The organism is Paenibacillus polymyxa M1 (assembly GCF_000237325.1).
In the GTDB taxonomy this organism is placed as follows: domain Bacteria; phylum Bacillota; class Bacilli; order Paenibacillales; family Paenibacillaceae; genus Paenibacillus; species Paenibacillus polymyxa_C.
Map to the genome: position 1 here is coordinate 2,691,236 of NC_017542.1, position 22,187 is coordinate 2,713,422.

Genomic DNA, 22,187 nt, shown 5'->3' on the forward strand with positions numbered 1-22,187 from the left:
TTGGTTTGATCATAAAGTACAAAGTTTGCCCTTGTCAATGACAATTTTAGAGGGGTTCAACACATCAAAATGTTTTATAATAAGTCTAGATTTATAAAGTGAAGGCAGGAATGATATGTTTACAAAGGAAGAAATCAAGCAGCTTTTGAAAAATGATATTTTGTCGATGATCTTAAAGCCTGGTACTCTGCTCAGCGAGACGACCTTGTCAGAACGCTTCCAGTTGTCCAGAACTCCGCTGCGCGATGTATTGAAGCAGCTTGCACTAGAATCTTATATTGATATTTATCCCAAAAAGGGGAACGTTGTCTCTTATATCGATCTGGAGTCCGTAGAACAAATGAGCTACCTGAGAAGCGCAGTGGAAAAAGAGATTATGAAGGAGCTTTCTACGCAATTTGCATTAAGCGATATACAGAAGCTGAGCGAAATTCTGGACAGACAGAGGGCTGTCATTGATGAAGATCATGCTACGGATCAATTTCTCATTTTGGACGATCAGTTCCACCAAACTATGTTCCAATTGGTAGGCCGAGAATTTCTTTGGCAGCTAATTCAGCAATCAAATGTTCATTATATCAGATATCGCAAGCTGCATATGCTGCAAGCAGGGAAGCTGATGGAAATCTGGCATGAGCACCAAACCATGCTTGAATATATGTTGAATCAGGAAACGAGCAAAATGGATGATCTGGTTCACCATCATCTCAGAAAGGATATACATTCTCTCGAATTTCTCCGGCAGTTCGCTGACTATATCAAGAAATAATGCTGGTGTGTGTTATTCATTTTTTGCTTATGAGTTTAGTTGTTTGCCGTCAAGTGGTGGTTGGAATTGAAGGATTTTCATAGGAATTCGAGATCTTGTATACAAGATAGGGCGTTGTTGACACACTAAGCCCCTTGCCGCTTCGCAATTGTAAAATAGAAGGGCAAGGGCTGGAAAATGAAGATTCTATACCCCCGAATAGGCCATGAAACCACCATCGATAGGAATGACTGCACCTGTCACAAAACCGGAAGCGGTTTCATCGACCAGCCAAAGTAGCGTTCCGAGGAGGTCTTCAGGTTCACCGAAACGGCGCATTGGGGTGTGGGCAATAATCTTGGCCGAGCGCTCGGTAAGCGAGCCGTCCTCGTTGGTGAGCAATTGTCGGTTCTGCTCTGTCAGGAAAAATCCGGGGGCAATGGCATTCACCCGAATGCCGGATTCGGCTAGATGTACGGCCAGCCACTGGGTGAAGTTGTTGATGGCGGCCTTGGCAGCGCTGTAGGCGGGAACCTTGGTCATCGGGCTGGGAGCGCTCATGGAGGATATGTTAAGGACCACAGCGCCGGGTCGCCCGATCATGCTTTTGGAAAAAATCTGTGTTGGGATTAAAGTCCCGATAAAATTTAAATCAAGTACATTGCGGAAGCCAGGCACACTGAGATCGAAAAAGGTAGTGATTCCAGGCTGGTTCAGATCTTCAGGATGAAACGTCTCCAGACTCGTATTCGCACTGGGGTGGTTGCCGCCTGCTCCATTGATTAGAATATCGCACGGACCGAGCAGGCGGCGGACCCTCTCCTCAGCCTGCTTCACGCTTTCGACATCGGTCACATCGCAGGCAACCGCGATGGATTCTCCGCCGCTTTCACAAATTTCCTTTGCTATCAATTCGCCCTTATCAGCAGTACGGTTCAAAATGGCGACCTTGGCACCCTGGCGGGCAAGCTCCTTGGCCATGGAGCTGCACAACACGCCGGAACCGCCGGTTACCACAACTGTTTTTCCGGACAAAGCCGGATGCAGGGGAAGACTAGTCAATTTACATTCCTCTTTTCGTTGGAAGATAAGCCCGTATTACGCTTATACGCGTCCTACAAGCTGTCATGAATTTTAGTCTAAAACGATAACAGATGATCTTATCTAGCTTTCTTTCTAAATTCGCTAGGTGTCATGAATATCGTTTGTTTAAAGATCTTACAAAAATACATGGACGAGTTGAAGCCACATTCGTTACCAATCTCGAGTATCGTTAACTTTGTATTGATCAGCAAGTTGCAAGCATGTTGAATCTTAATATTATTTAAATATTGAATAACCGTAAGTCCCGTGACTTCTTTAAAACGATGACACAAATAATATTTGGACATGTAAAACGACTTTGCAATATCTTCGATTTTAGTGATTTTGTTATAGTTTTGGTTGATGTACGACAGAATAGGTCCAAAGTTAGCATACTTGGAAGACTGCTGCTCCACGGTTTGGGAATCCTTATTATTATTTAATAGTGATAACAGTTCAGCTAAAAGTATAAAAATACGATCACTCTCACCCGAGACGTTTTCTTTCTCCAGGGATTTCAATAGCCTTTTCACTTTCGCAACCACTTCTTGGTTCAAAGAGATGATGATTTCTGTATCAAAGCAGCCTAATAAAGATTTTATCGCCCGCTCCGTAAAATATAATCGCAAGAAACGCTCCGTGAAATAGACACATGTTCTGGCACAGCCTTGATTTTGGTAGCTTCTATGGAACAAATTTGGTTTGAACAGTGCAACATCATGCAGCTCAATGTCATAGATGGAGTCCTGGATCAAAATCTGATGGTACCCTTTTTCTAGAAAATAAAGTTCATATGCATCGTGATAATGAAAATTGGTCATGTTGTGGTCTGCATCATGGACGACATACTCGATTGAAAATAGGGGATGCATATGACTTACATCAGCAATCATCGCTCAACCTCCATCCTATAGCAATATAATATAACAAATCGATAATTCGGCAACATATTAAAAGATTATTGCTTGGTATTCAGGTATAGTTTAGCTACCAGATTTTCTTCCGAATGGACCACATGAGGAGGTTAGACACTTGAAATCACACCAAGGAACCCAGAATGAATTTGAACTGTTGAAAAGAAATCACACGGTGCCTGTTTTTGTTTCCGAAACGGAAAACAGCGCGGTGCATTTTGCCTTTTGCAATCTTATGCGAGATATTGATTGGGTTTGCGGTTGTAAGCTATTGCGAGCAAAAGAAATGGATCAAAGCAGCATCGTGATCGGCACGATCACAGACAATGAGCCGTTACTCGCTTATCTGCAAGAAAAAGGAGTATCGCTGAAAAAACTAGCGCTGGAGGATGGCTCATATCGGTGGGAAGCGTTTCTTCAGGAAGTCATTGACGGTGTCTTATATATCATAGGAACCGACAGGCGCGGTACCATCTTCGGAATCTATGACTTGTGCGAGGCAATGGGTGTGTCTCCGTGGTATTACTGGGCGGATGTACCGGTGAAAACCTACGATGTACTTTGTCTGCCTTTGGACTACTCCAAAGTAGATTGGCCAGCGGTTCAGTACCGGGGAATTTTCCTGAATGATGAGGAAGAGCTTGATGACTGGGCCAAGATTCATACGCAAGATGGCACCATCGGGCCTGCCGCGTATCAATCTATTTTCGAACTTTTACTTCGACTGAAGGCCAATTTCATCTGGCCTGCCATGCATGTGAATTATTTTAATGAGAATCCCGAAAATGGAGCACTCGCTGAAAAAATGGGGATTGTTGTAGGCACGTCGCATTGCGATATGTTGCTTCGCAGCAACCAGAATGAATGGGAGCCATGGCTTGCAGCCAAGGGTTATGACGACGCCTCATACGATTATTCCATCGAAGGCCGAAATCGCGAGATTCTACAGGAGTATTGGCGGGAAAGTGTCGAGAAGAATAAAAATTACGAAGTGTGTTATACGGTTGGCATGCGTGGAATCCATGATTCGGGATTTTATACGCAGGCCATTGATGAGGACAATTCCATGACTAAGGAAGAACGGGCAGAAGCCAAGTGTTCTCTGCTAGGAAAGGTCATACAAGATCAAAAGCAAATTCTCAAGGACGTGATCGGCGAATCAAAAAAAAATGCTTCATTACAGACATTTATCCCGTACAAAGAAGTACTAGAGCTATATGACCGAGGTCTTGATATACCTGAAGGTGTGACTCTCATTTGGGCAAACGATAACTTTGGGCATATGCGCCGATACCCGAATGAGAAGGAACGTCAACGCAGTGGAGGCAACGGTTTGTATTATCACAACTCTTACTGGGCAGCTCCAGGAACGGGGATGAGCTATCTCTTTATCAATTCAATTCCATTGGCCCATACAGAAAATGAATTGAAAAAATCGTATGAATCGGGAATTCGAAAATTGTGGATTCTGAATGTTGGCGGGTTGAAGCCCCTTGAACAGGATATGGAATTCTTTTTGCGATCTGGCTGGGAAGCCGGCAAAGAGGAAGGAATGACCAAGAATGCATCCCAATTCGTTGAATCTTGGATAAACGCCAATTTTTCCGGCAACCACGGACCTGAAGTTGCGGAATTATATGAGACATTTGCACAGGTCACTAACGTACGAAAGATCGAACATATGCAATCCAATGTGTTTTCACAAACTGTATTAGGTGATGAAGCAGGGCGTAGATTAATGCGGCTGGAGGATATTTTTCGTCGAGGCAATGCCATAATGTACAGCCTTCCGGTCCAGGAGCGGGCTGCATTTTTCCAGATGTTTCTCATGAAAATTCACGCGTCATATTATACCAACCATGAGTTTTATTTTGCCGACAGAAGCACGCTTTCTTACGAGCGCGGAAACATGCAGGCTGCTGACCGATATGTGGAGCTTTCGATAAAAATGGCGGACTACAAGCGAAGAATGCTTCATTTCTATAATGCAAAAATGAGTGAAGGCAAGTGGAATGGAATCCTCACACCGGAAAGCTTTCCACCACCGCCTACCGCCTTGTATCCTGCGCGAAAGCCCGCATTGAAAATTGCTCAGGGTGGCATGAGAATCGACCTTTGGAATGAAGAAACCACACTGCGCTTTTCCATCCATGGTCAAAAACAAAAATGGTTTGAGATTGGAAACCAGGGGAACGGGACTATTCCATTCACGATTGAGGTAATGGAAGGCGAAGATTGGATCATTCTTTCCGAAAGTGAAGGATTGATCCAAACGGAGAAAAGAATTCTTGTCTCGATCATTGATCCGCATCAGCATGCTGGAAAGACTGGACAACTGACCGTCCGAAACCATAAAGATATGACTTCTGTTCCAATAAAGGTGCAAGTTGAGGAAGGTGTAAATGTTCCTGAAACGTTTTACGGACATATAGAGGCAGACGGGTATGTGTCTATCCCAGCAGCCTCCTACGACCATAATGTTCCCGGTGCAGATTCGACAGATAAGTCTGGTTGGGTAGTCATACCGGGGATGGGAAGATATGAAGGAGCCGCGATGATGGCCTGGAACGGTGAACTACGACCCCTTGGAGGAGAGCTTAAGAATCATCCATATTTAGGATACGATATTTTTTTGAAAGAGGCTGGGCAGTTTACCTTAGAGATTCACCGTTTTCTTACTTTAAATTCGACAGGCAACATTCGTTTCGGTATCGGAGTCGATGATATAGCACCTATTCTGGTAGAATCAGAGACTCGTGACGAGTGGCTGGGCACCTGGCAGGAATCCGTTTTTAATAACGGTGAGAAGATAAGAGTGGAGCTGCCCTACCTAGCTTCCGGTATACATGCCTTAAGAATTTATATGGTAGATCCTTATGTCACGATTAACAAGTTAGTGATATATACGAATGAGCAAAAAACGTGCAATTTAGGACCGATTGCCAGTCAGCATCATCATAAGTTGGTTACCGATCACGGTCTGGAAAGTCCTACTGTGAATTGGAATGAAGTCGAACAATTATGTAATCAATTTTACGAAACTGGAGAGCATGAAGTACCTCTCCCCGTCGTTCTTTATGCCACAAGAGATTTTTACGCTACCATCGATGAGATCTTCTTGAAATGTTTTGATGTTCCGCAGACCACGTTGGGGGACAAACGCTATGTGGACATCTGTGATGCTGACGGTACAAAGGATGTTATAAAAGAATTTGGTGCGGGTATGTTTATCGAATCAAACAGCATCGTTGCGATCGAAGCCGAATATGCGTTGGAAGACTCTGAAAATGCGTATCTCACGTCCAGTAAAGACGGTAATGCTATTGATTGGAGCCACGTACAGGCCGAAACCAATGGAAGAACAGGTTTCGCCATGCATGTCTCTGAGCCTGGAAGGCAGTGGGAGAACCCGGAGATTGCTCCAGCGATGCATTACAAAATAAACATCACGAATTCAGGTAATTACCATATTTGGATTTTGGTTCGACATCATAACGGTCAATCCGATTCATGCTACTTATCGCTGGACGGCGTAGTGAGACCTTTATCCGAACAACTGGGCCAGGGCACACTGCATACGTATAACACCGCTCAAGTGTACTATTGGTGTTTACTGTCGGATTTGGAATTGACTCGTGGTGATCATCTGTTTTCGATCTTAGCTCGAAAGTCGCAACTCAGAGTCGACCGGATATATATGACACAAGGGAACGAATTACCGCCTGTGGATGCACTCTGGACGGATTCGATAAGAAAACAGCCCTAAGTTAAAGTAGCGCCTCCATGCTGAAAGAGCGGAATTTAGATACATGTTGAGATTCCGCTCTTTTTTCGATAATAGTAAAAGAAACAATTCATTCCTGAAGATTGTTTAATATGAGTTTCAAGTATTCTCTAGCTGATGGATTCAATGGTTGTAAGGGCAAAGGAAGACTGGGACTTGTGATCAAGCCACTTATTTCTGCTGCTGCTGAAACAACACGAAGGCTACCATATTGATGAAATAACGTCCAAATAGGTTCAAGTAGTGCCGAGAGTCGTTCTGCTTCGTCAGCAAAACCGTCCTGCGCCAATCGGGTCATATTTAGACACGCTTGTGGGAACAATCCGCCAAGAACTGAGAACCATGCTTCACAACCTGCATTCAAGCCAGTGACTGCAAATGAATCTCCACTTACTCCTATAGTTACATGGGGAGGAATCGACCCTCGTAGTTTTTTGATGCGTGTCTTGGCTGCTTCGGGATCAGTAGGTACTCCGGGAATCTTAATCGAACCAACATTAGGTAACTCAGAAATTCGTCCGTGCAATTCATCACTGAAATGAAAATGGGAGGTACCCGGATTATCATAGACACAAAGTGGAATGGAGAGTGAACTGGTTACCTGTTCATAAAGTGAAAATACTTCTTCATTCGTTAGTGCTTGATAGGAGATGGGGGCTAGCAGCACTGCACTTGCTCCTGCTCTTTGTGCATCTTCCGCTAATCGAAGTACTTCTAAGGTACGAATCGCACTTATACTTGTCATCACGGGAATCCCCTCGGCTGAGTGGACAGCAAGTTGAAGAACACGTAAACGTTCTTCTCGATTAAGATATGCATAATTTCCAGTTGATCCTAATGTACCAATTGAGTCTACACCAGCTGCAACTAATCGTTGAATCAGCGTCACAAATGCTTTTTCGTCAATGCCTGTCTCATTAACCGGTGTGAGTGGAAAAGCAGATAATCCGTGGAACATAAAGTTACACTCCTTTATGAATTGACCTTCAAAATACAAACACATTATAAAAATGAATAAGACGCAATTAAAGTACCAATTAAGAAACAAATAACTGTACCAATTCTTCTAGAGAACTTAAAATTGAAAATAAAGATTCTGTATCGAAATTAATGTAATGATATTACGCCTTCAGATCAGGTTAGTTGAATTAGAAAGACAAAAAGCATTCTATATTGAATGCTTTTTGTCTTTATCATGATTTGGTGATGTACCAGAGTGTGTTAAGATGCGATCTAATACTTTTCCAGTGAGGGGCATGAAATAATTGAGTATTAGCCCCCCTAGACCAACAGTTAACAAAGTTCCGATGCCAATGGGTCCATTTAAAATGAACGCTATGACCAAGAATATGAGGTAAATGAATGTTCTTGAAAAAAATAGATTTGTTCTAGTTAATTCCTGTACGATTATTGTTAATCGGTCAACTGGAATGGGCGCAAAGTTTGTCTGTAAATATGTTGCAGTTCCTAATCCAACAGCAATTAAACCAATTCCAAAACAAACAACTTTGCTGTACCATAGTTCAGGCGTTAACACATCCTGCAATAAAAAAAGCCACATATCAATACCAATCCCCGTTATAAATGCTGTTAACAACCCCAAAACTTCTGGTCTTTGTCTATTTAAAAGTGAATTACAACAGATCAAAATCAAAGCCATTATGATTTCCCAACTTCCTACAGTAAGCCCCACATTTGTGGATAGTCCTACCAAAAGCGCATCAAAAGGTGATGTCCCAAGGTCTGATTGTATAGTGAAAGAAATACCAAGGGATAATATAAAAATACCTATTACAAAAAAAACATATTTCACTTTACTCGACCTCTTTAATATAATTTTATATTGCAAATGCAACAAAGTTAGGGTAGATTAAATATATACCATGTTTATTGCATTTGCAACAAAATAGGGGCAAAGGAGTTCATTATGAAGGAAGTACTTCGTGAAATTGGGATGATAGCCAGAGCATTAGATTCGATAAGTAATATTGAATTTAAAGAATATGACCTTACAAAAGGACAGTATTTATACCTTGTACGAATATGTGAAAACCCAGGAATCATTCAAGAAAAGTTAGCTGAGATGATAAAAGTAGATCGAACAACCGCATCTCGCGCTATCCAAAAACTTGTAATTAATGGGTTTATTGAAAAGAAAGAGGATCAGCATAACAAAAAAATTAATAAACTCTTTCCAACAGAAAAAGGGAACAATGTCTATCCTTTCATAAAAAGAGAACATGATTATTCGGATAATGTTGCCTTAGCGGGATTTTCGGAAAGTGAAGTAAACACTATTTTTAATCTACTTCAAAGAGTAAGAAAAAATATAAGCGATGAATGGGAATTTGTGAAAAAAGGGAACAAAAGAATTTACTAATTGATTTATATGAAGGAGCATAAATTTATAATGAATGCGAAAATTATCAAATGCAGCCGTGCAGATTTACAAACACTCCAAGAAATAAGCATTGAAACATTCAACGATACTTTTAAAGAACAAAATTCACCTGAAAATATGCAAGCCTATCTGGAAAGAGCATTTAACTCGAAACAGTTAGAGAAGGAATTGTCCAATGTCTCTTCAGAATTCTTTTTCGTCTATTTTAATGGAGAACTTGCTGGATTTTTAAAAGTAAATATAAATGATGCTCAATCCGAAAAAATGGGTGATGAGTCACTCGAAGTTGAGAGGATTTATATCAAAAACAAATTTCAAAAACATGGGCTTGGTAAATATCTGTTAAATAAAGCTATGGAAATTGCACTGGGACATAATAAAAAGAAGGTCTGGCTCGGGGTATGGGAAAAAAATGAAAATGCCATTGCTTTTTATAAGAAAATGGGGTTTGTTCAAACGGGTGCACACTCTTTTTATATGGGGGATGAAGAACAAATTGATTTCATAATGACCAAATCAATGATACTATAATTGAATTTAAAAATGTTTTCTAGGGTTCCGCGATGTCATATCGGCTGGTCCGAGAGAAAACTCACAGTCGTTGTACTGTGTCACGGAGGGATAAAAGCCTGGGAGAAAAACTGCTGTATGCAGTATGATCTCAGGCTTTTTTTAATTGCTGCTTTGATCCATATTACATTTGCAGCGTTATCAAAAAGGAGGAAGTACAAAATGAACAAGACATGGTTATCTGTTGTAATTGCGGCATTATTTGAAGTTGCATGGGTTATCGGGCTGAAACATGCCAGTGGATGGTTATAGTGGGGAGGGACTTTGGTTGCTATTTTTGTAAGTTTCATACTCATGATTTAGACTAAAGCTTGTAGGCTGAACAATGATGGGATTTGAAGACAAACTCCCTATACTGGGAAAGCAGCTAGGGAGTTTGCTAATTTATGTTCTATGATGTCCTTCGTCATTGGGGTAATGTGACAGATTTGATTTGAGCAGAGGTATTTCCGTAAATATCCTTCGCCAGCAAAAGAATATGCAGTGTATCGGCTTGGGAGGCACCACTCTGTTTGTATATAGCAGTTGGAAGTGTTGCTGACCAATTAGCTTTATCTTCTGTAATAGCGACACGCATGCCATTGACATAAACTTTGAGCTGAGCGATTTCACTTTGATCTGTGACTGAACCTTTCAAAGCGAGAATATCGCCCTTGAGCGAAGCATTCAACTTAAGTGCTGGAGCTTCTGTTTCCTTGCGTTTAGAGGGTGGGAGAGCAGTTTGTGGGTTATAGGAAAAGGTTTCATCCTCAAGCGCTGGCGTGCGTGTTGCAATAGGACGGTTTTTGGTTGCTTGCTCATAGGAATAAGCGTATCGAAGCAGGTCGTTATCGCTATATGCGGCACCTGCCATCGTCAGGTTGACGGGCATACCGGTATCTTTCATAGCACCCATACTCACAGACACACTCGGGATTCCGTACTCGCGTAGAAGGAAATTCGTATTGGAGAAATAGTTGCCATTCTCCCAAGCCTCCTCATAGGATGTTTCATTTACATCGGAGTCCGCTTTGCCGATATTCGAATTGGCCGGGAAAACTATAAAATCAAGGTTATTTTGCTTCATCCAATTTTCAAAATCAATTTTTCGTACATTTTCAAGCCCCCGCAGCCCTTCTTGAAACTGAGGAATTTGTTCGTAAGGGGTGACGCCTTTCTTTATGGTGTCAATGAATACGTCATAGTGACCAAGGTCTCTGCCACGTTTGGCATCAACTGAACCGGGCGGATTTGGAAAGACGGTTGCAGGGTCGATATTAGCCCATGACGGGAAATTCGGATCGCCCACACTTTTAAGGAATTCCTCGGCTACATAAGGATTAAGCAGTCCGAATTCCTTTTCAGCCCACTTTGCCGGCATCAAACCGCGTTCTTCAGGTGTTTTCGCTGTTGGTCGGTCCTTCTCGCTGTTCACTTGCAAGGGGAAGTCAACTTCCACAACTTCAGCTCCAAGAGCAGTTAAATCCTTTACAGCTTTTTCCCATAATGCCTGTATTGAAGGTCTGAATTTAATCGGAGTTGTGGTTTCAGAGTCCTTACCGATATAGATTTTCGGAACACCGATGCGTTTGCCTTTCAAAGCCTGCGTATCTCGCAACTCCAGATAGGAATTGGGACGGACACTGTTGACAGAAGGGAGCCGAACGGCTTTCTGTTCTCGCCAAAAATCGCCCTTGGTGATTTTGTCCTCTACAACGATCACGTCAAGCAAGCGGAGCATGTCCTCGACAGTCCTCGTATGTGGGACGACGACATCCCGTATAGGGAAGAGCGGCCAATTCCCCCGAATGGAGATTAGGCCCCGCGATGGGGTGTAGGCAATTAAACCATTGTTCGATGCTGGTGATCTTCCAGAGGATACCGTTTCTTCCCCCATACCGAAGGCAGCGAGGTTGGCGGCTGTTGACACGCCAGATCCGTTAGAGGAGCCAGAGTACCAGGCTGCAGCCAAATAATCTGGATTGTACGGACTTTCGGCACGACCATAAACGCCTCTTTGCATTCCACCAGCTGCCATTGGCGGCATATTGGTTTTGCCAATGAGCACCCCACCGGATTTGCGTATCTTCTCTACTGTAAAGGCATCATCTTTTGCCATCAGGTTTTTGAAAGCCGGAGATCCAGAAGCAACAGTGAGTCCCTTAACCTTGTAACTGTCTTTAACCGTGTAGGGGATGCCTTGCAGAGGCCCGGTATTAATCCCCTGAGCCCTTTGCTGATCAGCCTGAGCGGCTTCTTTTAGTACGTCAGGATTCAGAACAGGGATGGAATTCAGCCGAATGCCACTAGAATCATAGGCATATACCCGGTTAAGGTACATGGCTGTGAGCTCGACACTCGATAGTGCTCCTGACTTCATCGCGTCCTGCATCTGAGCAATCGTAGCCTCTTGCAACTGAAATGTAACCAGGGAGGAGGTAGGTTCACTAGTTTTACTTGAGGATGAGAGTGAGGGTGAAGGAGCGGCGGATGCAAGCGAGCATCCCGTGAGAGTTACAATCATACCAGCTGCGATCCATTTGTAATAGCTACCGATTACATTCCTTGTACTCGCTTTTAACGTTCGTGCGCGCATAGCATTTTCACTCCTTAAAATAAGATAGGTAGGATCAAGAATTTGAATAGAGGGGAATGAGGAAAGGACTTTTTTTTGTATAAATCTTTCTATTTATACTACTTATTTTCATTAGAAATGTCAATTTTTGTAATGTTGAAAGCAAGAAAGTAAGTTTTGGAACTAGAAGCCTCCGGCTGCGTTTAGGGGCATAGTTTGTTGTTTAAACCTTTTTTTATGAAGAGGACTGTTTATTCGCTTGTTTTCTTTTTTTGATAACTATAACCACAAATAGCAACAAAGGGAGGAAAATTTGAAAAATAGGAAACCAAGTATTAAGTACAATTTTCCGACCGATTACGATGTGATGAGTATAGTTAGGCGACAAAAAAGAAAGCCCATAAATAAGTGCTGCAAGGGGAAAAATCCATTTTTTAAATACGACTCCAGTTATTTTTTCAAGTCCTATCACGGCGCCATAAAAAAGAAGACATTTTGATGATCGAGCCAAGAAAAAGAGACCAGTCCAGCTTGCACCGCCGCCTGTCCGATAACCAGAGCTAATACACCTTGAGAATATTTTTTTGCAAACAGGGAAAAATGACTTTATTTTCGAAAAAAGCTGAAAATTATCTGAAATTTATACTTAACCAGCCAGAGAATGATTTTTATATTATTTTATGCGGTTATCCTTTCCACTAAGAAAGCTGAAACATAACTTAGAGTTTGAGGTTTTTTGAGTGTTATTACATAAGATCGAATCTTAATGCAATCTTAATGCTGTAGGCAAATTCATAATACGGTACTGATTTTGCTCATGATATACTAAGGATTGAGAGAGAATTTAATAGAGGGTGGGCACAGGATGGCAGCAAAACAGAACGATGCCGGGTCCATACTTAATCGAATTACCGACATGTCGGTAAGGAAAAGAAGAGGAAGGCTAAAAATTTTTATTGGATATGCACCAGGTGTTGGGAAGACCTGTGCGATGCTTAACGCCGCCTACGAAGAGCAAAAAGAGGGTATGGATATCGTAGTTGGGTGTGTTGAACATGATGCCCGGCCGTACACTGCGGCGCTGTTGGAAGGACTTGAACTACTTCCTTACATCAAAATTTCAAGTGAAGAATCCTCTACTAAGGAATTTGATGTTGACCAAGCACTCCAGAGAAGTCCTGAACTTATTTTATTGGACGATTTAGCCCACGCCAACGCGGCAGGATGCCGCCATAGAAAAAGATATCAGGATGTAGAAGAGCTTCTTCGTGCAGGAATTCATGTATATACGACGATGGATATCCAGCAGATCGAAAGCCTAACAGATATTGTTTACTCCATTACTGGCATTTCCGTTGAAGAACGCATACCGGACAGTGTATTTAACCGTGCTGATCAGGTGGAATTAGTCGATATTGAACCGGATGATTTAATAGAACGTTTCTATAGGGGAAAGATTTATCGTGAGAATGAGAATATACAAGCTCATTTATTTACCAAGGAGAAGCTGACGGCTCTACGTGAAATTGCTTTGCGTAATACAGCAAGTCAGTTAAACCGAATCGCGTTGCAAATCAGTGATCAGACGAAAACAAATGAATGTAATACAAAAGAACATATTCTGGTTTGTTTGTCTTCGGCAGATTCCAATAAGAAAGTAATTCGAACAGCAGCGAGAATGGCGGCAGCTTTTCATGGTCATTTCACAGCGCTGTTTGTGGAAACACAGGAAGCGAGAGAATTGACAACAAAAAATAAATCGGAGTTAAGGGAAAACCTTAGACTGGCTGAGCAAATGGGTGCACAAATCGCAACGATGTATGGAGACGATATTCCAGGGCAGATTGCCGAATATGTAAAAACAAGCCATGTATCTAAAATTGTCCTAGGACGCTCCCCTTATAAGAAGAGAGGGCTTGCAAAATCCAATGTCATGGACAAATTAACGACCTTGCTTCCTAACATTGAGATTTATATTATTCCTTCTACTGTTCCTTCCTTTTATAAAAAAATGAATTATTACGCAAAATACCCGAACCTGTCGTTAGCTGACACTATCAAGACTATTGCTATCTTGGCTGTGTGCACAGTCATTGGCTTGTGGTTCAAATATTTAGAATTCCGAGAAGCCAACATTATTACCGTGTACATACTAGGGGTTCTGTTAAATGCAATTGTGACCAAGGGCAGAATGTATAGCGCCATTTCTTCGATTATGAGTGTGCTTGTGTTCAATTATTTCTTTACCGAACCTTATTATTCTCTACAGGCTTATGATTCTGGTTATCCGGTCACCTTTCTGGTCATGCTGGCTGCTTCTTTCATGACGAGTACAATGACCATGCGGATAAGAGAGCAAGCACGGCAATCCGCACATAAAGCCTATCGTACCGAAGTGCTTCTTGAAACAAGCCGGAAATTGCAACAGGCCAAAGATTCTCCGGGAATTATCAATGAAATGGCGTATCAACTGGTAAAGTTATTGGATAGAACGGTCATTTTTTATTCTGTTCACCAAGGGGCACTGTTGGCGCCGCAGGTTTTTTCAAAGAAAGAATCTGCATGTGATCCAGGGGTCTACACAGGAGGCAACGAACGTGCGGTTGCAGAGTGGGTGTATAAAAACAACAAGCGTGCAGGAGCTACGACGGATACTTTTTTTGGCGCTAAGTGCCTATATCATGCGGTGCGTGGAGGAGATCAGGTTCTTGCAGTGGCAGCTATCGTAATGGACCAGGAAGAACCATTAGAAGTTTTTGATAATAGCCTAATGCTTGCTATGCTGGGAGAATGCGCGCTGGCGCTGGAAAAAGAAAAATTGAACGAAAAACAACAAGAAATCTCCATGCAAATCCAGCAGGAACAACTCCGTGCCAGTCTGCTTCGGTCCATTTCTCATGATTTGCGCACTCCTCTTACCAGCATTTCAGGCAACGCGGGGATTCTTCTTGGGAATTCTGAGGTACTAAACGATGAACAGAAAAAGGGTCTATATACGGATATATACGATGATTCCATGTGGCTAATCAATTTGGTAGAAAATTTACTTTCCATTAGTCGAATCGAAAATGGTACTCTGAATCTGAATTTTCAGGCAGAATTAATGGAGGAAGTCATTTCGGAGGCTCTACTTCATGTGAATCGCAATAGTGTGAAGCATGTCATTCAAACGGAATTGGATGATGAATTGATGATGGCTCGAATGGACTCCCGGCTCATTGTGCAGGTTTTGATCAATATGATTGATAACGCAATCAAGTATACCCAAGATGGCTCCCATATCACGATTTCTGCAAGACGCGAGCGACATAGGGTCGTAGTAGAAATTTCAGATGATGGCCCTGGCATTTCTTCAGAAGAAGTCAAGGACAGACTGTTTGATATGTTTTATACGGCGGATAATATTCATGGGGACGGACGTCGTGGGTTAGGCTTGGGACTTTCTCTGTGCAAATCGATTGTGAATGCCCATGGCGGGAACATTGGTGTTAAGAACGATGTCCCCAAAGGGGCGGTTTTTTATTTTACCCTGCAAGCTGAGGAGGTGAATGTTCATGAATAAACCTTTTATTCTTGTTGTGGAGGATGATAAGCCCATCCGCAAGCTGATTACGACAACGCTGGAGACACAGGGCTATAAATACCATACGGCTGAAACAGGCGAAGCATCAATTTTGGAAGCAGTATCCCGGCAGCCGGATCTAATGATTCTGGATTTGGGGTTGCCGGATATGGATGGTGTAGATATCATAAAAAAGCTTCGTGAATGGTCGAATATGCCTATTATCGTGGTCAGCGCACGCAGCGAAGATCGGGATAAAATAGATGCGCTGGACGCCGGAGCGGACGATTATCTAACAAAGCCCTTCAGTGTAGAAGAACTTCTGGCCAGACTTCGAGTCAGTTTACGAAGAATTCGAGTTAACGGTGATAAGATCCTGAAGGATGCTTCCAGTTTTATCAATGGAAATTTGAAAATTGATTATGCAGCAGGATGCGTATGGATCGGTGAAAAAGAAATTCACCTGACCCCAAGCGAATATAAACTGCTTTGCCTGCTTGCCAAGCATGTAGGCAAAGTATTGACTCATAATTTTATCCTGCATGAAATCTGGGGTAGTCATAGCTATGATATTCCTGCCCTGCGTGTGTTTATGGCAACGCTAAGAAAAAAAATAGAAAAAACATCATCACAGCCAAAGTTTATTCAAACGCATATCGGAGTTGGTTACCGCATGCTTCAGGTTGGAGATGATGCTTAGGAAACATTATCCAAATGTAATTAGAGATCATGCTCTTTTGAGCGTGGTCTCTTTTTTATCTGCCATCTAAAATCTTAAGGTGATCTTTATACCTGTATGAAAACCCTAATCCTAAACTAATGGTGAAAATGTTACGCTTAACCCGGAAGTAGAGAGGATAAGGAGGTTTGGCATGAGAGATGGGCATTGCTTTGTTCGTCTATTTCATCGGCTAAACTGTCAACTGAGTGATAGGGAAAGAGGTATGACGGGATGAATGAAATTTTAACAATTGCGGGTCTGATCTTACTTGTGCTGGCGGTGTTGTTTTCTGTTAAAAAAATATATGATTTTATTGATATGCAGAAGGTGATACAGAGGGATACCTATGAGAACTATGATATCTATAGAGCAGCTCAGAAGTTTGCTTTCGGTACACCCGTCGATGAGATCAGAGAAATCTTGACAAACAGCTATGAGTTAGACGATAAGCAGATTGAAGAGACCATGCTTCTGGCTCTTCCTCATCGGACCGATACCGATGGTGGTTATCTTGCCTTTATCAAGGCTGTAAATCGGGTGCTGGGACAAGATATTTACAGCTAAATCTCAGACTTTGCTGAATCTCGCGTGATGGCTGTTCCAGCACTGAGTATCCTAGCCATGAGCCGGCCGGGAGCGTTGCCTTGTACATCTCTGAGGAATACTCCTGCCAGCTGCACTCGTTATCCGTTTCGAAGGACGGGTATTCGCAGGATGAACTCCCGAAGAAGAAATTAAGGAATTTGGAGCCGTACGGCTGTTTTGGATCGTGTGCGTCTGTCGGCTCCTGCGGGATGCTGCTTATGAATGACTATGAAGAATAAAAGTGAAAAAATGGTGATCAAATTACAAAGCCTCACTTGACATTTGTTTTAACCTGTAACTATAATTGTTTCAACGAATGGCAGTCATTAATGAAAAAAAATGGCATCTATTCAATGGAGGTCACATTGTTTCCTTGCTAGCTACCCGCAAGCGGAAGAGGCAAGATCGTTCTTTTTGAAGTCGTTGTAAATGATATCATTACAACGATAAACCTTGGAATTTGTGCGAGGACGTGGGGCTGTTGCGTGCTGGCTTGCAGGCGACATTCCGGCATTAAATATTGAAATATTTCGACTATAACAAGGAGTGAATTTATCATGGCAACTGTATTATACATAACCGCTCATCCTTTCAAAGACGGTACTTACAGCTTATCGGTCGGTAAACAGTTTATCGAAGCCTACCAGGAGGCTAACCCAGGCGATGAAGTTATTCATTTAGACCTGTACCGCATGGATCTTCCGCAAATCGACGCTGATCTTCTAAGACGTTGGGGGCAACCCCTAAGTGGTCCTTCCTTCGATGAATTGAGCGAGGAGTCTAGGATCAAAGCGGAACGGATGTGCGAGATAGTCGATCAATTCATGGTGGCGGATAAAATCGTCATAGTCAATCCGGTATGGAACTTATCTTTTCCGTCGGTTCTGAAAACGTACATTGACGCAGTTACGGTTACAGGAAAAACCATTAAGCGATCCGAAAATGGGCTACGTGGTTTGTCTGGTTTGACGGGGACTCAGCAAGGCAAAAAAGTAATGCACATTCAGGCTTCCGGTACGGTTCTCTCCCACGGGAAGTTTAAAGATGTCGAGTACTGCCACAGTTATATAAAAGCTATCATGAATTTGCTGGGTATTGATGATGTGCAGGCTATTTTTGTTGAAGGTATCAGTGAACAGCCAGACCAAGCACAGAGCATAAAGGAGCAAGCAATCCGCCAAGCCATATTGGCAGCACAAGAATTTTAACGTAACAGCCTAATGATCTCGGCACAATATCTTGCTACAACCCGATGGGTCCCTTCACTTATAAAGGTCATTTCCTAAAAAATCCGTATACATTCTTTGGCGTTGGCGGCACTTATGCAGGCAAGATCAGTGCACCGTTTGACGGGGTCGCTTTGTATGCCAATGCTGAGTATGCATCATATTCACAGTATTTTGCCAACTCTATGCATAATATCTCAGTGCGGGGGGCTTCAATCTAGGAAAGGACACGAGAAAAGTACAGTTTAACTATTATACCAATGGAGTCGGTGGGCACGAGAAGATTATCAATCTTGGCTTTGATGCTTCAACGAGCTTCCATACCTATGCTTTCGATTGGCAGCCAGGATATATTAAATGGTACGTTGACGGGGTTCTGAAACATACAGCAACCACGAATATTCCGAGTACGCCAGGCAAAATTATGATGAATTTATGGAATGGTACCGGAGTAGATAGCTGGTTAGGGTCATATAATGGAGCAAATCCGGTGTACGCCGAATATGACTGGGTAAAATATACGAGCAATTAGTATGTAATTTGTAATAAAAAAATGGTTGGTATTCTCTCGTATGGAGAATCCTAATTGTTTGCCGTATATCGTTCAAGAAGTCGCCTAATTGGCGGCTTTTTTGTGTTAACAACCTTTTGTCTTTCAAATTCTTCAGCTAACAGTTCAAAAGAACTATTTTTTAAGATATTACTATTATCAAACATCGAAGTACCGATAAACATAATAGCGCAGAAAAAACAGGTATATATACCAACTCAAAGGAGAATTACATAAAGGAGGGATCGAGGATAAAATAGCGGAGGGTTTATTTTAAACACACTAATATAAGGGGAATATAAATGTTGAAAAGAATACTATTAGTATCCATTGTTTTTTGCCTAGTAATAAGTACGTTTGGATTCACTGAGAAAACATTGCCTAAAGCTGCAGCATCCACTGGATTTGCTCATCCTGGCCTATTAATGCTGATCGCTACTTAGCGGCGGGAATTTATGGATATGAGTTGGCTAATGCAGCAGAACTTATGAGAGATTATCCGGGGTTTAATGTGGAACAAATGCAGGACATGCTTCTTACCGTATTTTACAAACCATTGAACGAGAGATTCCTTATTGGCAATGAATATGGCAATAGTCATAATGATTCATATATACAGAATTACTGGGCGAACTGGGATCTAAGCAATATGGCTGCCACCATTGCAATCGGAATATTCTGTGACCGCCAGGATATTTATGATATCGGTGTTGAATATTTTAAAAATGGTGCAGGAAATGGGTCCATTTATAATGCGATTCCATTCCTTCATCCTGATGGTCTTGCCCAATGGCAAGAGTCCGGAAGGGACCAAGCGCATACTCAATTAGGTGTTGGTTTAATGGCAACAATTGCTGAAATGGCATGGAATCAGGGAGATGACCTTTATGGATGGGCGGACAATCGTTTCCTGCGTGCTGCTGAATATGTTGCCAAGTACAACAATGGCGAGGCTGTGCCATTTACAACTTATGAATGGGGATCAGGTAGAAACGGCGCGATAAATAGTCAATCCGGAATATCGCCTGCCAGTCGTAATGAAATGCGGCCCATCTGGGCAATGATTTATAACCACTATGTCAATCGAAAAGGTCTGTCTGCACCCAATATTGCTGCCCGAATGGCTCTGGAAGGTACCGAAGGTGGTCCGAATTTAAAATATCCATCAACGTTTGACCAACTTGGTTTCGGAACTCTTCTCTACACCCGGCCTGCTGGCAGCGGAGATAAAGCAAGCATTCCTGATGGAAATGTTTCTAATGGTATTTATCGTTTCAACGTGCGTTTGGACGGCAAGGTCATGGAAGCCGATAATACGATAGAAGGTGCAAATGTAATTAAATCAACCTATGCAGGTAAAGAAAATCAGCAATGGAGTGTTACGCATCTAGGTGGCGGTCAATACAGTATCAAGAATGTGCAGAGTGGACGTTCACTCGAGGTAACAAATGGCTCTCTGGATCATGGCGCTAAATTCCAACTGGCTGCTAGTACTGACCAAGATCAACAAAAATTTGCTTTTATCTCTACAGGAGATGGTTACTATCGCATCACTCCTGTAATTTCCAATAAGCCAGCTGATGTCACAGGCCTATCAACTGCAGAGGGAGTTCCTATCCAGCAATGGCGGTATACATCCAATTATAATCAACAATGGAAGCTTGAATCTATTGAATAGCACTGATCAGTAATTTGCCTAAAAGCATCAATCTAACATCGTTTATTCAATCGGTTGAATCTCATTCAGCATTTCCTTAGTCAAGCCACTATATTGGGAAAAGCTGTGCGGCAAAAACTGGTGTCGATATTCCGTCGGCGCCAGTTTTTTATTTTGGTACTTGAAAGATATATTACTCCAAGACAATAGTCCGTCTGGTCATAAGCGCCTCCTCTTTAACCAACCTCTTTATTGTAAACAACATAAGTTGTATAGTTGATTTTGAATGAAACTCGAGTATTATTTAATCGGCAATAGTGCTTCATTTTTGCCTAGACAACATGTATAAAAAATTGTTGAAAATAAGGAGAGCAGCCTATCGCGTCTTCTTGCCACTTTGTTGCTTGTTGAACTACCAATAGATATTCAAATTTTTAACTAAAAGGAGGATTTAAAAGTGTTTGAGACTGAATTGACGCGTACTCTAAAAATTCGATACCCGATTTTTCAAGCGCCGATGGCAGGTGGCGTTTCGACGTCTGAATTAGTAGCGGCTGTTTCAAACGCTGGTGGGCTAGGCAACCTAGGAGGCGGATACTTAACGCCGGAACAACTCCGCAGCGAGATCCAAAAAATCAAGCAACAAACGGATCACCCATTCGGAGTAAACTTGTTTGTGCCTGAGCAATTTGAAGAGTCGGAAGAAGCTATCTACCGGATGACAGATTATCTCAATAAATATCGTATCGAACTTGGCACTGCTCAAAATCCATTGATTTTGAAGTCTGCAGAATCATTTGAGGAACAGGTACAGGTATTATTGGAGGAACGTGTGCCCATATTTAGTTTCACGTTTGGCATACCATCTCCAAACGTGATTCAAACCATGAAACAGCATGGAATATTCGTCATTGGAACTGCAACAACCGTTGATGAAGCCAAGCAATTGGAAGCAGGGGGTGTAGATGCTATTGTGGCTCAGGGGAGCGAAGCAGGCGGGCATAGAGGGACCTTTCTGAAAGACGCCTCCCATGATGCTTTGATAGGCACCATGGCTATTGTTCCGCAGGTCGTTGACCATGTGTCGATCCCGGTCATCGCAGCGGGGGGAATCATGGATGGGCGGGGACTTGCAGCAAGCCTTTTATTAGGAGCTTCTGCAGTACAGATGGGCACTGCGTTTTTAGCCTGTCCTGAGAGCGGTGCCCACGAAAAGTACAAGCAGAAAATCCTCTCGACAAATGAAGACTCCACTCAAATTACACGTGCTTACTCCGGCAAAGCTGCAAGAGGCATTCAAACAAAATTTATGATTGACATGCATCAGTACTCCGGTACAATCCCTGCTTACCCTATTCAAAACGCGATGACCCGGGACATTCGTCAGGCGGCTGCAAAAGCAAACAACCCCGAGTATATGTCACTTTGGGCTGGCCAGGGGCTTCGGTTAGCCAACGACCAACCTGCTGCTTCAATTGTAAAACAAACCATTGATGAAGCCAGTATTCTTGTCCAAAGTTAAAAGGCCATTATTCCGTTTTGATCTTATTTGAAGGGCGATTTCCCTGAGGTTTGGTGTCGAGATAATTTTAGATACCAGCATACTTGAGAAAATAAATGCGTGAAGACAAAGTCTATGGACTTCTGGAGAGAGAAGCAGTGGTCTTCTCTGGAGATGTACATCACACTTATAATTTACTCTCCCATGAGTACGAAATAGATGGTACCTAGTCACTTGGCTGGTTTTTTTTTTATTGAATAATAGAAAAAACATTCTAGATAATGAAAGGATAAACATGCCAGCAAACTATTTGAGCTGTTTGGTGGAAATC

At 42.3% G+C, this 22,187-nt stretch carries 15 protein-coding genes, 2 pseudogenes and 1 riboswitch; of the genes and pseudogenes, 12 read left to right on the forward strand and 5 right to left on the reverse strand.

Annotated elements, in window-relative coordinates; all coding sequences use genetic code 11:
* Window positions 1-115: 115 nt before the first annotated feature.
* On the forward strand, window positions 116-769 hold the full coding sequence (locus tag PPM_RS12165) for a GntR family transcriptional regulator (RefSeq protein ID WP_013371163.1): 654 nt from the start codon (window positions 116-118) through the stop codon (window positions 767-769).
* A gap of 186 nt (window positions 770-955) precedes the next feature.
* On the opposite strand, the gene PPM_RS12170 is transcribed toward PPM_RS12165, so the two are convergent.
* On the reverse strand, window positions 956-1,810 hold the full coding sequence (locus tag PPM_RS12170; protein WP_013371164.1) for an SDR family oxidoreductase: 855 nt from the start codon (window positions 1,808-1,810) through the stop codon (window positions 956-958).
* Between the two features lie 98 nt (window positions 1,811-1,908).
* A complete protein-coding gene (locus PPM_RS12175) occupies window positions 1,909-2,724 on the reverse strand; it encodes an AraC family transcriptional regulator (RefSeq protein WP_013371165.1) in 816 nt (271 codons plus the stop codon).
* A gap of 139 nt (window positions 2,725-2,863) precedes the next feature.
* On the opposite strand from PPM_RS12175, the gene PPM_RS12180 reads away from it, so the two are divergent.
* Window positions 2,864-6,511, forward strand: a complete 3,648-nt coding sequence (locus tag PPM_RS12180; RefSeq protein ID WP_013371166.1) for a glycosyl hydrolase 115 family protein — start codon at window positions 2,864-2,866, stop codon at window positions 6,509-6,511.
* A gap of 88 nt (window positions 6,512-6,599) precedes the next feature.
* Here PPM_RS12180 and PPM_RS12185 read toward each other — a convergent pair whose 3' ends face one another.
* Window positions 6,600-7,487 carry a dihydrodipicolinate synthase family protein gene (locus tag PPM_RS12185; RefSeq protein WP_013371167.1) on the reverse strand — a complete coding sequence of 296 codons (888 nt, stop codon included), beginning with the start codon at window positions 7,485-7,487 and terminating at the stop codon, window positions 6,600-6,602.
* A gap of 210 nt (window positions 7,488-7,697) precedes the next feature.
* On the reverse strand, window positions 7,698-8,342 hold the full coding sequence (locus PPM_RS12190; protein ID WP_013371168.1) for a YczE/YyaS/YitT family protein: 645 nt from the start codon (window positions 8,340-8,342) through the stop codon (window positions 7,698-7,700).
* Window positions 8,343-8,456: 114 nt separating this feature from the next.
* Between PPM_RS12190 and PPM_RS12195 the strand changes: the two genes are divergently transcribed.
* Complete coding sequence (locus PPM_RS12195; RefSeq protein WP_013371169.1) at window positions 8,457-8,909, forward strand: MarR family winged helix-turn-helix transcriptional regulator; 453 nt, start codon at window positions 8,457-8,459, stop codon at window positions 8,907-8,909.
* Between the two features lie 30 nt (window positions 8,910-8,939).
* Window positions 8,940-9,461 carry a GNAT family N-acetyltransferase gene (locus PPM_RS12200; RefSeq protein WP_013371170.1) on the forward strand — a complete coding sequence of 174 codons (522 nt, stop codon included), beginning with the start codon at window positions 8,940-8,942 and terminating at the stop codon, window positions 9,459-9,461.
* Window positions 9,462-9,469: 8 nt separating this feature from the next.
* Window positions 9,470-9,568, forward strand: a riboswitch (guanidine-I (ykkC/yxkD leader).
* A 338-nt stretch (window positions 9,569-9,906) separates the two neighbouring features.
* Here the strand turns inward: PPM_RS12200 and PPM_RS12205 are convergent.
* On the reverse strand, window positions 9,907-12,075 hold the full coding sequence (locus PPM_RS12205; RefSeq protein WP_013371172.1) for an amidase: 2,169 nt from the start codon (window positions 12,073-12,075) through the stop codon (window positions 9,907-9,909).
* A gap of 844 nt (window positions 12,076-12,919) precedes the next feature.
* Here PPM_RS12205 and PPM_RS12215 point away from each other — a divergent pair.
* The 8 genes and pseudogenes from PPM_RS12215 (at window position 12,920) to PPM_RS12245 (ending at window position 21,877) form a co-directional block, all read left to right on the forward strand.
* The gene (locus PPM_RS12215; RefSeq protein ID WP_013371175.1) at window positions 12,920-15,616 is read left to right on the forward strand and encodes a sensor histidine kinase; all 2,697 of its coding nucleotides are present in this window, start codon (window positions 12,920-12,922) and stop codon (window positions 15,614-15,616) included.
* A complete protein-coding gene (locus tag PPM_RS12220) occupies window positions 15,609-16,316 on the forward strand; it encodes a response regulator (RefSeq protein ID WP_013371176.1) in 708 nt (235 codons plus the stop codon). The genes PPM_RS12215 and PPM_RS12220 overlap by 8 nt, the downstream gene beginning before the upstream one ends.
* A 252-nt stretch (window positions 16,317-16,568) precedes the next feature.
* A complete protein-coding gene (locus tag PPM_RS12225) occupies window positions 16,569-16,901 on the forward strand; it encodes a hypothetical protein (protein ID WP_013371177.1) in 333 nt (110 codons plus the stop codon).
* Window positions 16,902-17,479: 578 nt separating this feature from the next.
* Window positions 17,480-18,130, forward strand: a complete 651-nt coding sequence (locus tag PPM_RS12235; RefSeq protein ID WP_013371179.1) for an FMN-dependent NADH-azoreductase — start codon at window positions 17,480-17,482, stop codon at window positions 18,128-18,130.
* A gap of 101 nt (window positions 18,131-18,231) precedes the next feature.
* A pseudogene (locus tag PPM_RS30025) lies at window positions 18,232-18,363 on the forward strand (arabinoxylan arabinofuranohydrolase); the annotation flags it as partial.
* 2 nt (window positions 18,364-18,365) lie between these two features.
* Window positions 18,366-18,680 (forward strand): annotated as a pseudogene (locus PPM_RS28500) (family 16 glycosylhydrolase); the annotation flags it as partial.
* A 484-nt stretch (window positions 18,681-19,164) separates the two neighbouring features.
* Window positions 19,165-20,376, forward strand: coding sequence for an RICIN domain-containing protein (locus tag PPM_RS12240; RefSeq protein ID WP_231860492.1), 1,212 nt, complete (start codon window positions 19,165-19,167; stop codon window positions 20,374-20,376).
* A gap of 436 nt (window positions 20,377-20,812) precedes the next feature.
* The gene (locus PPM_RS12245) at window positions 20,813-21,877 is read left to right on the forward strand and encodes an NAD(P)H-dependent flavin oxidoreductase (RefSeq protein ID WP_013371185.1); all 1,065 of its coding nucleotides are present in this window, start codon (window positions 20,813-20,815) and stop codon (window positions 21,875-21,877) included.
* Window positions 21,878-22,187 lie beyond the last annotated feature (310 nt).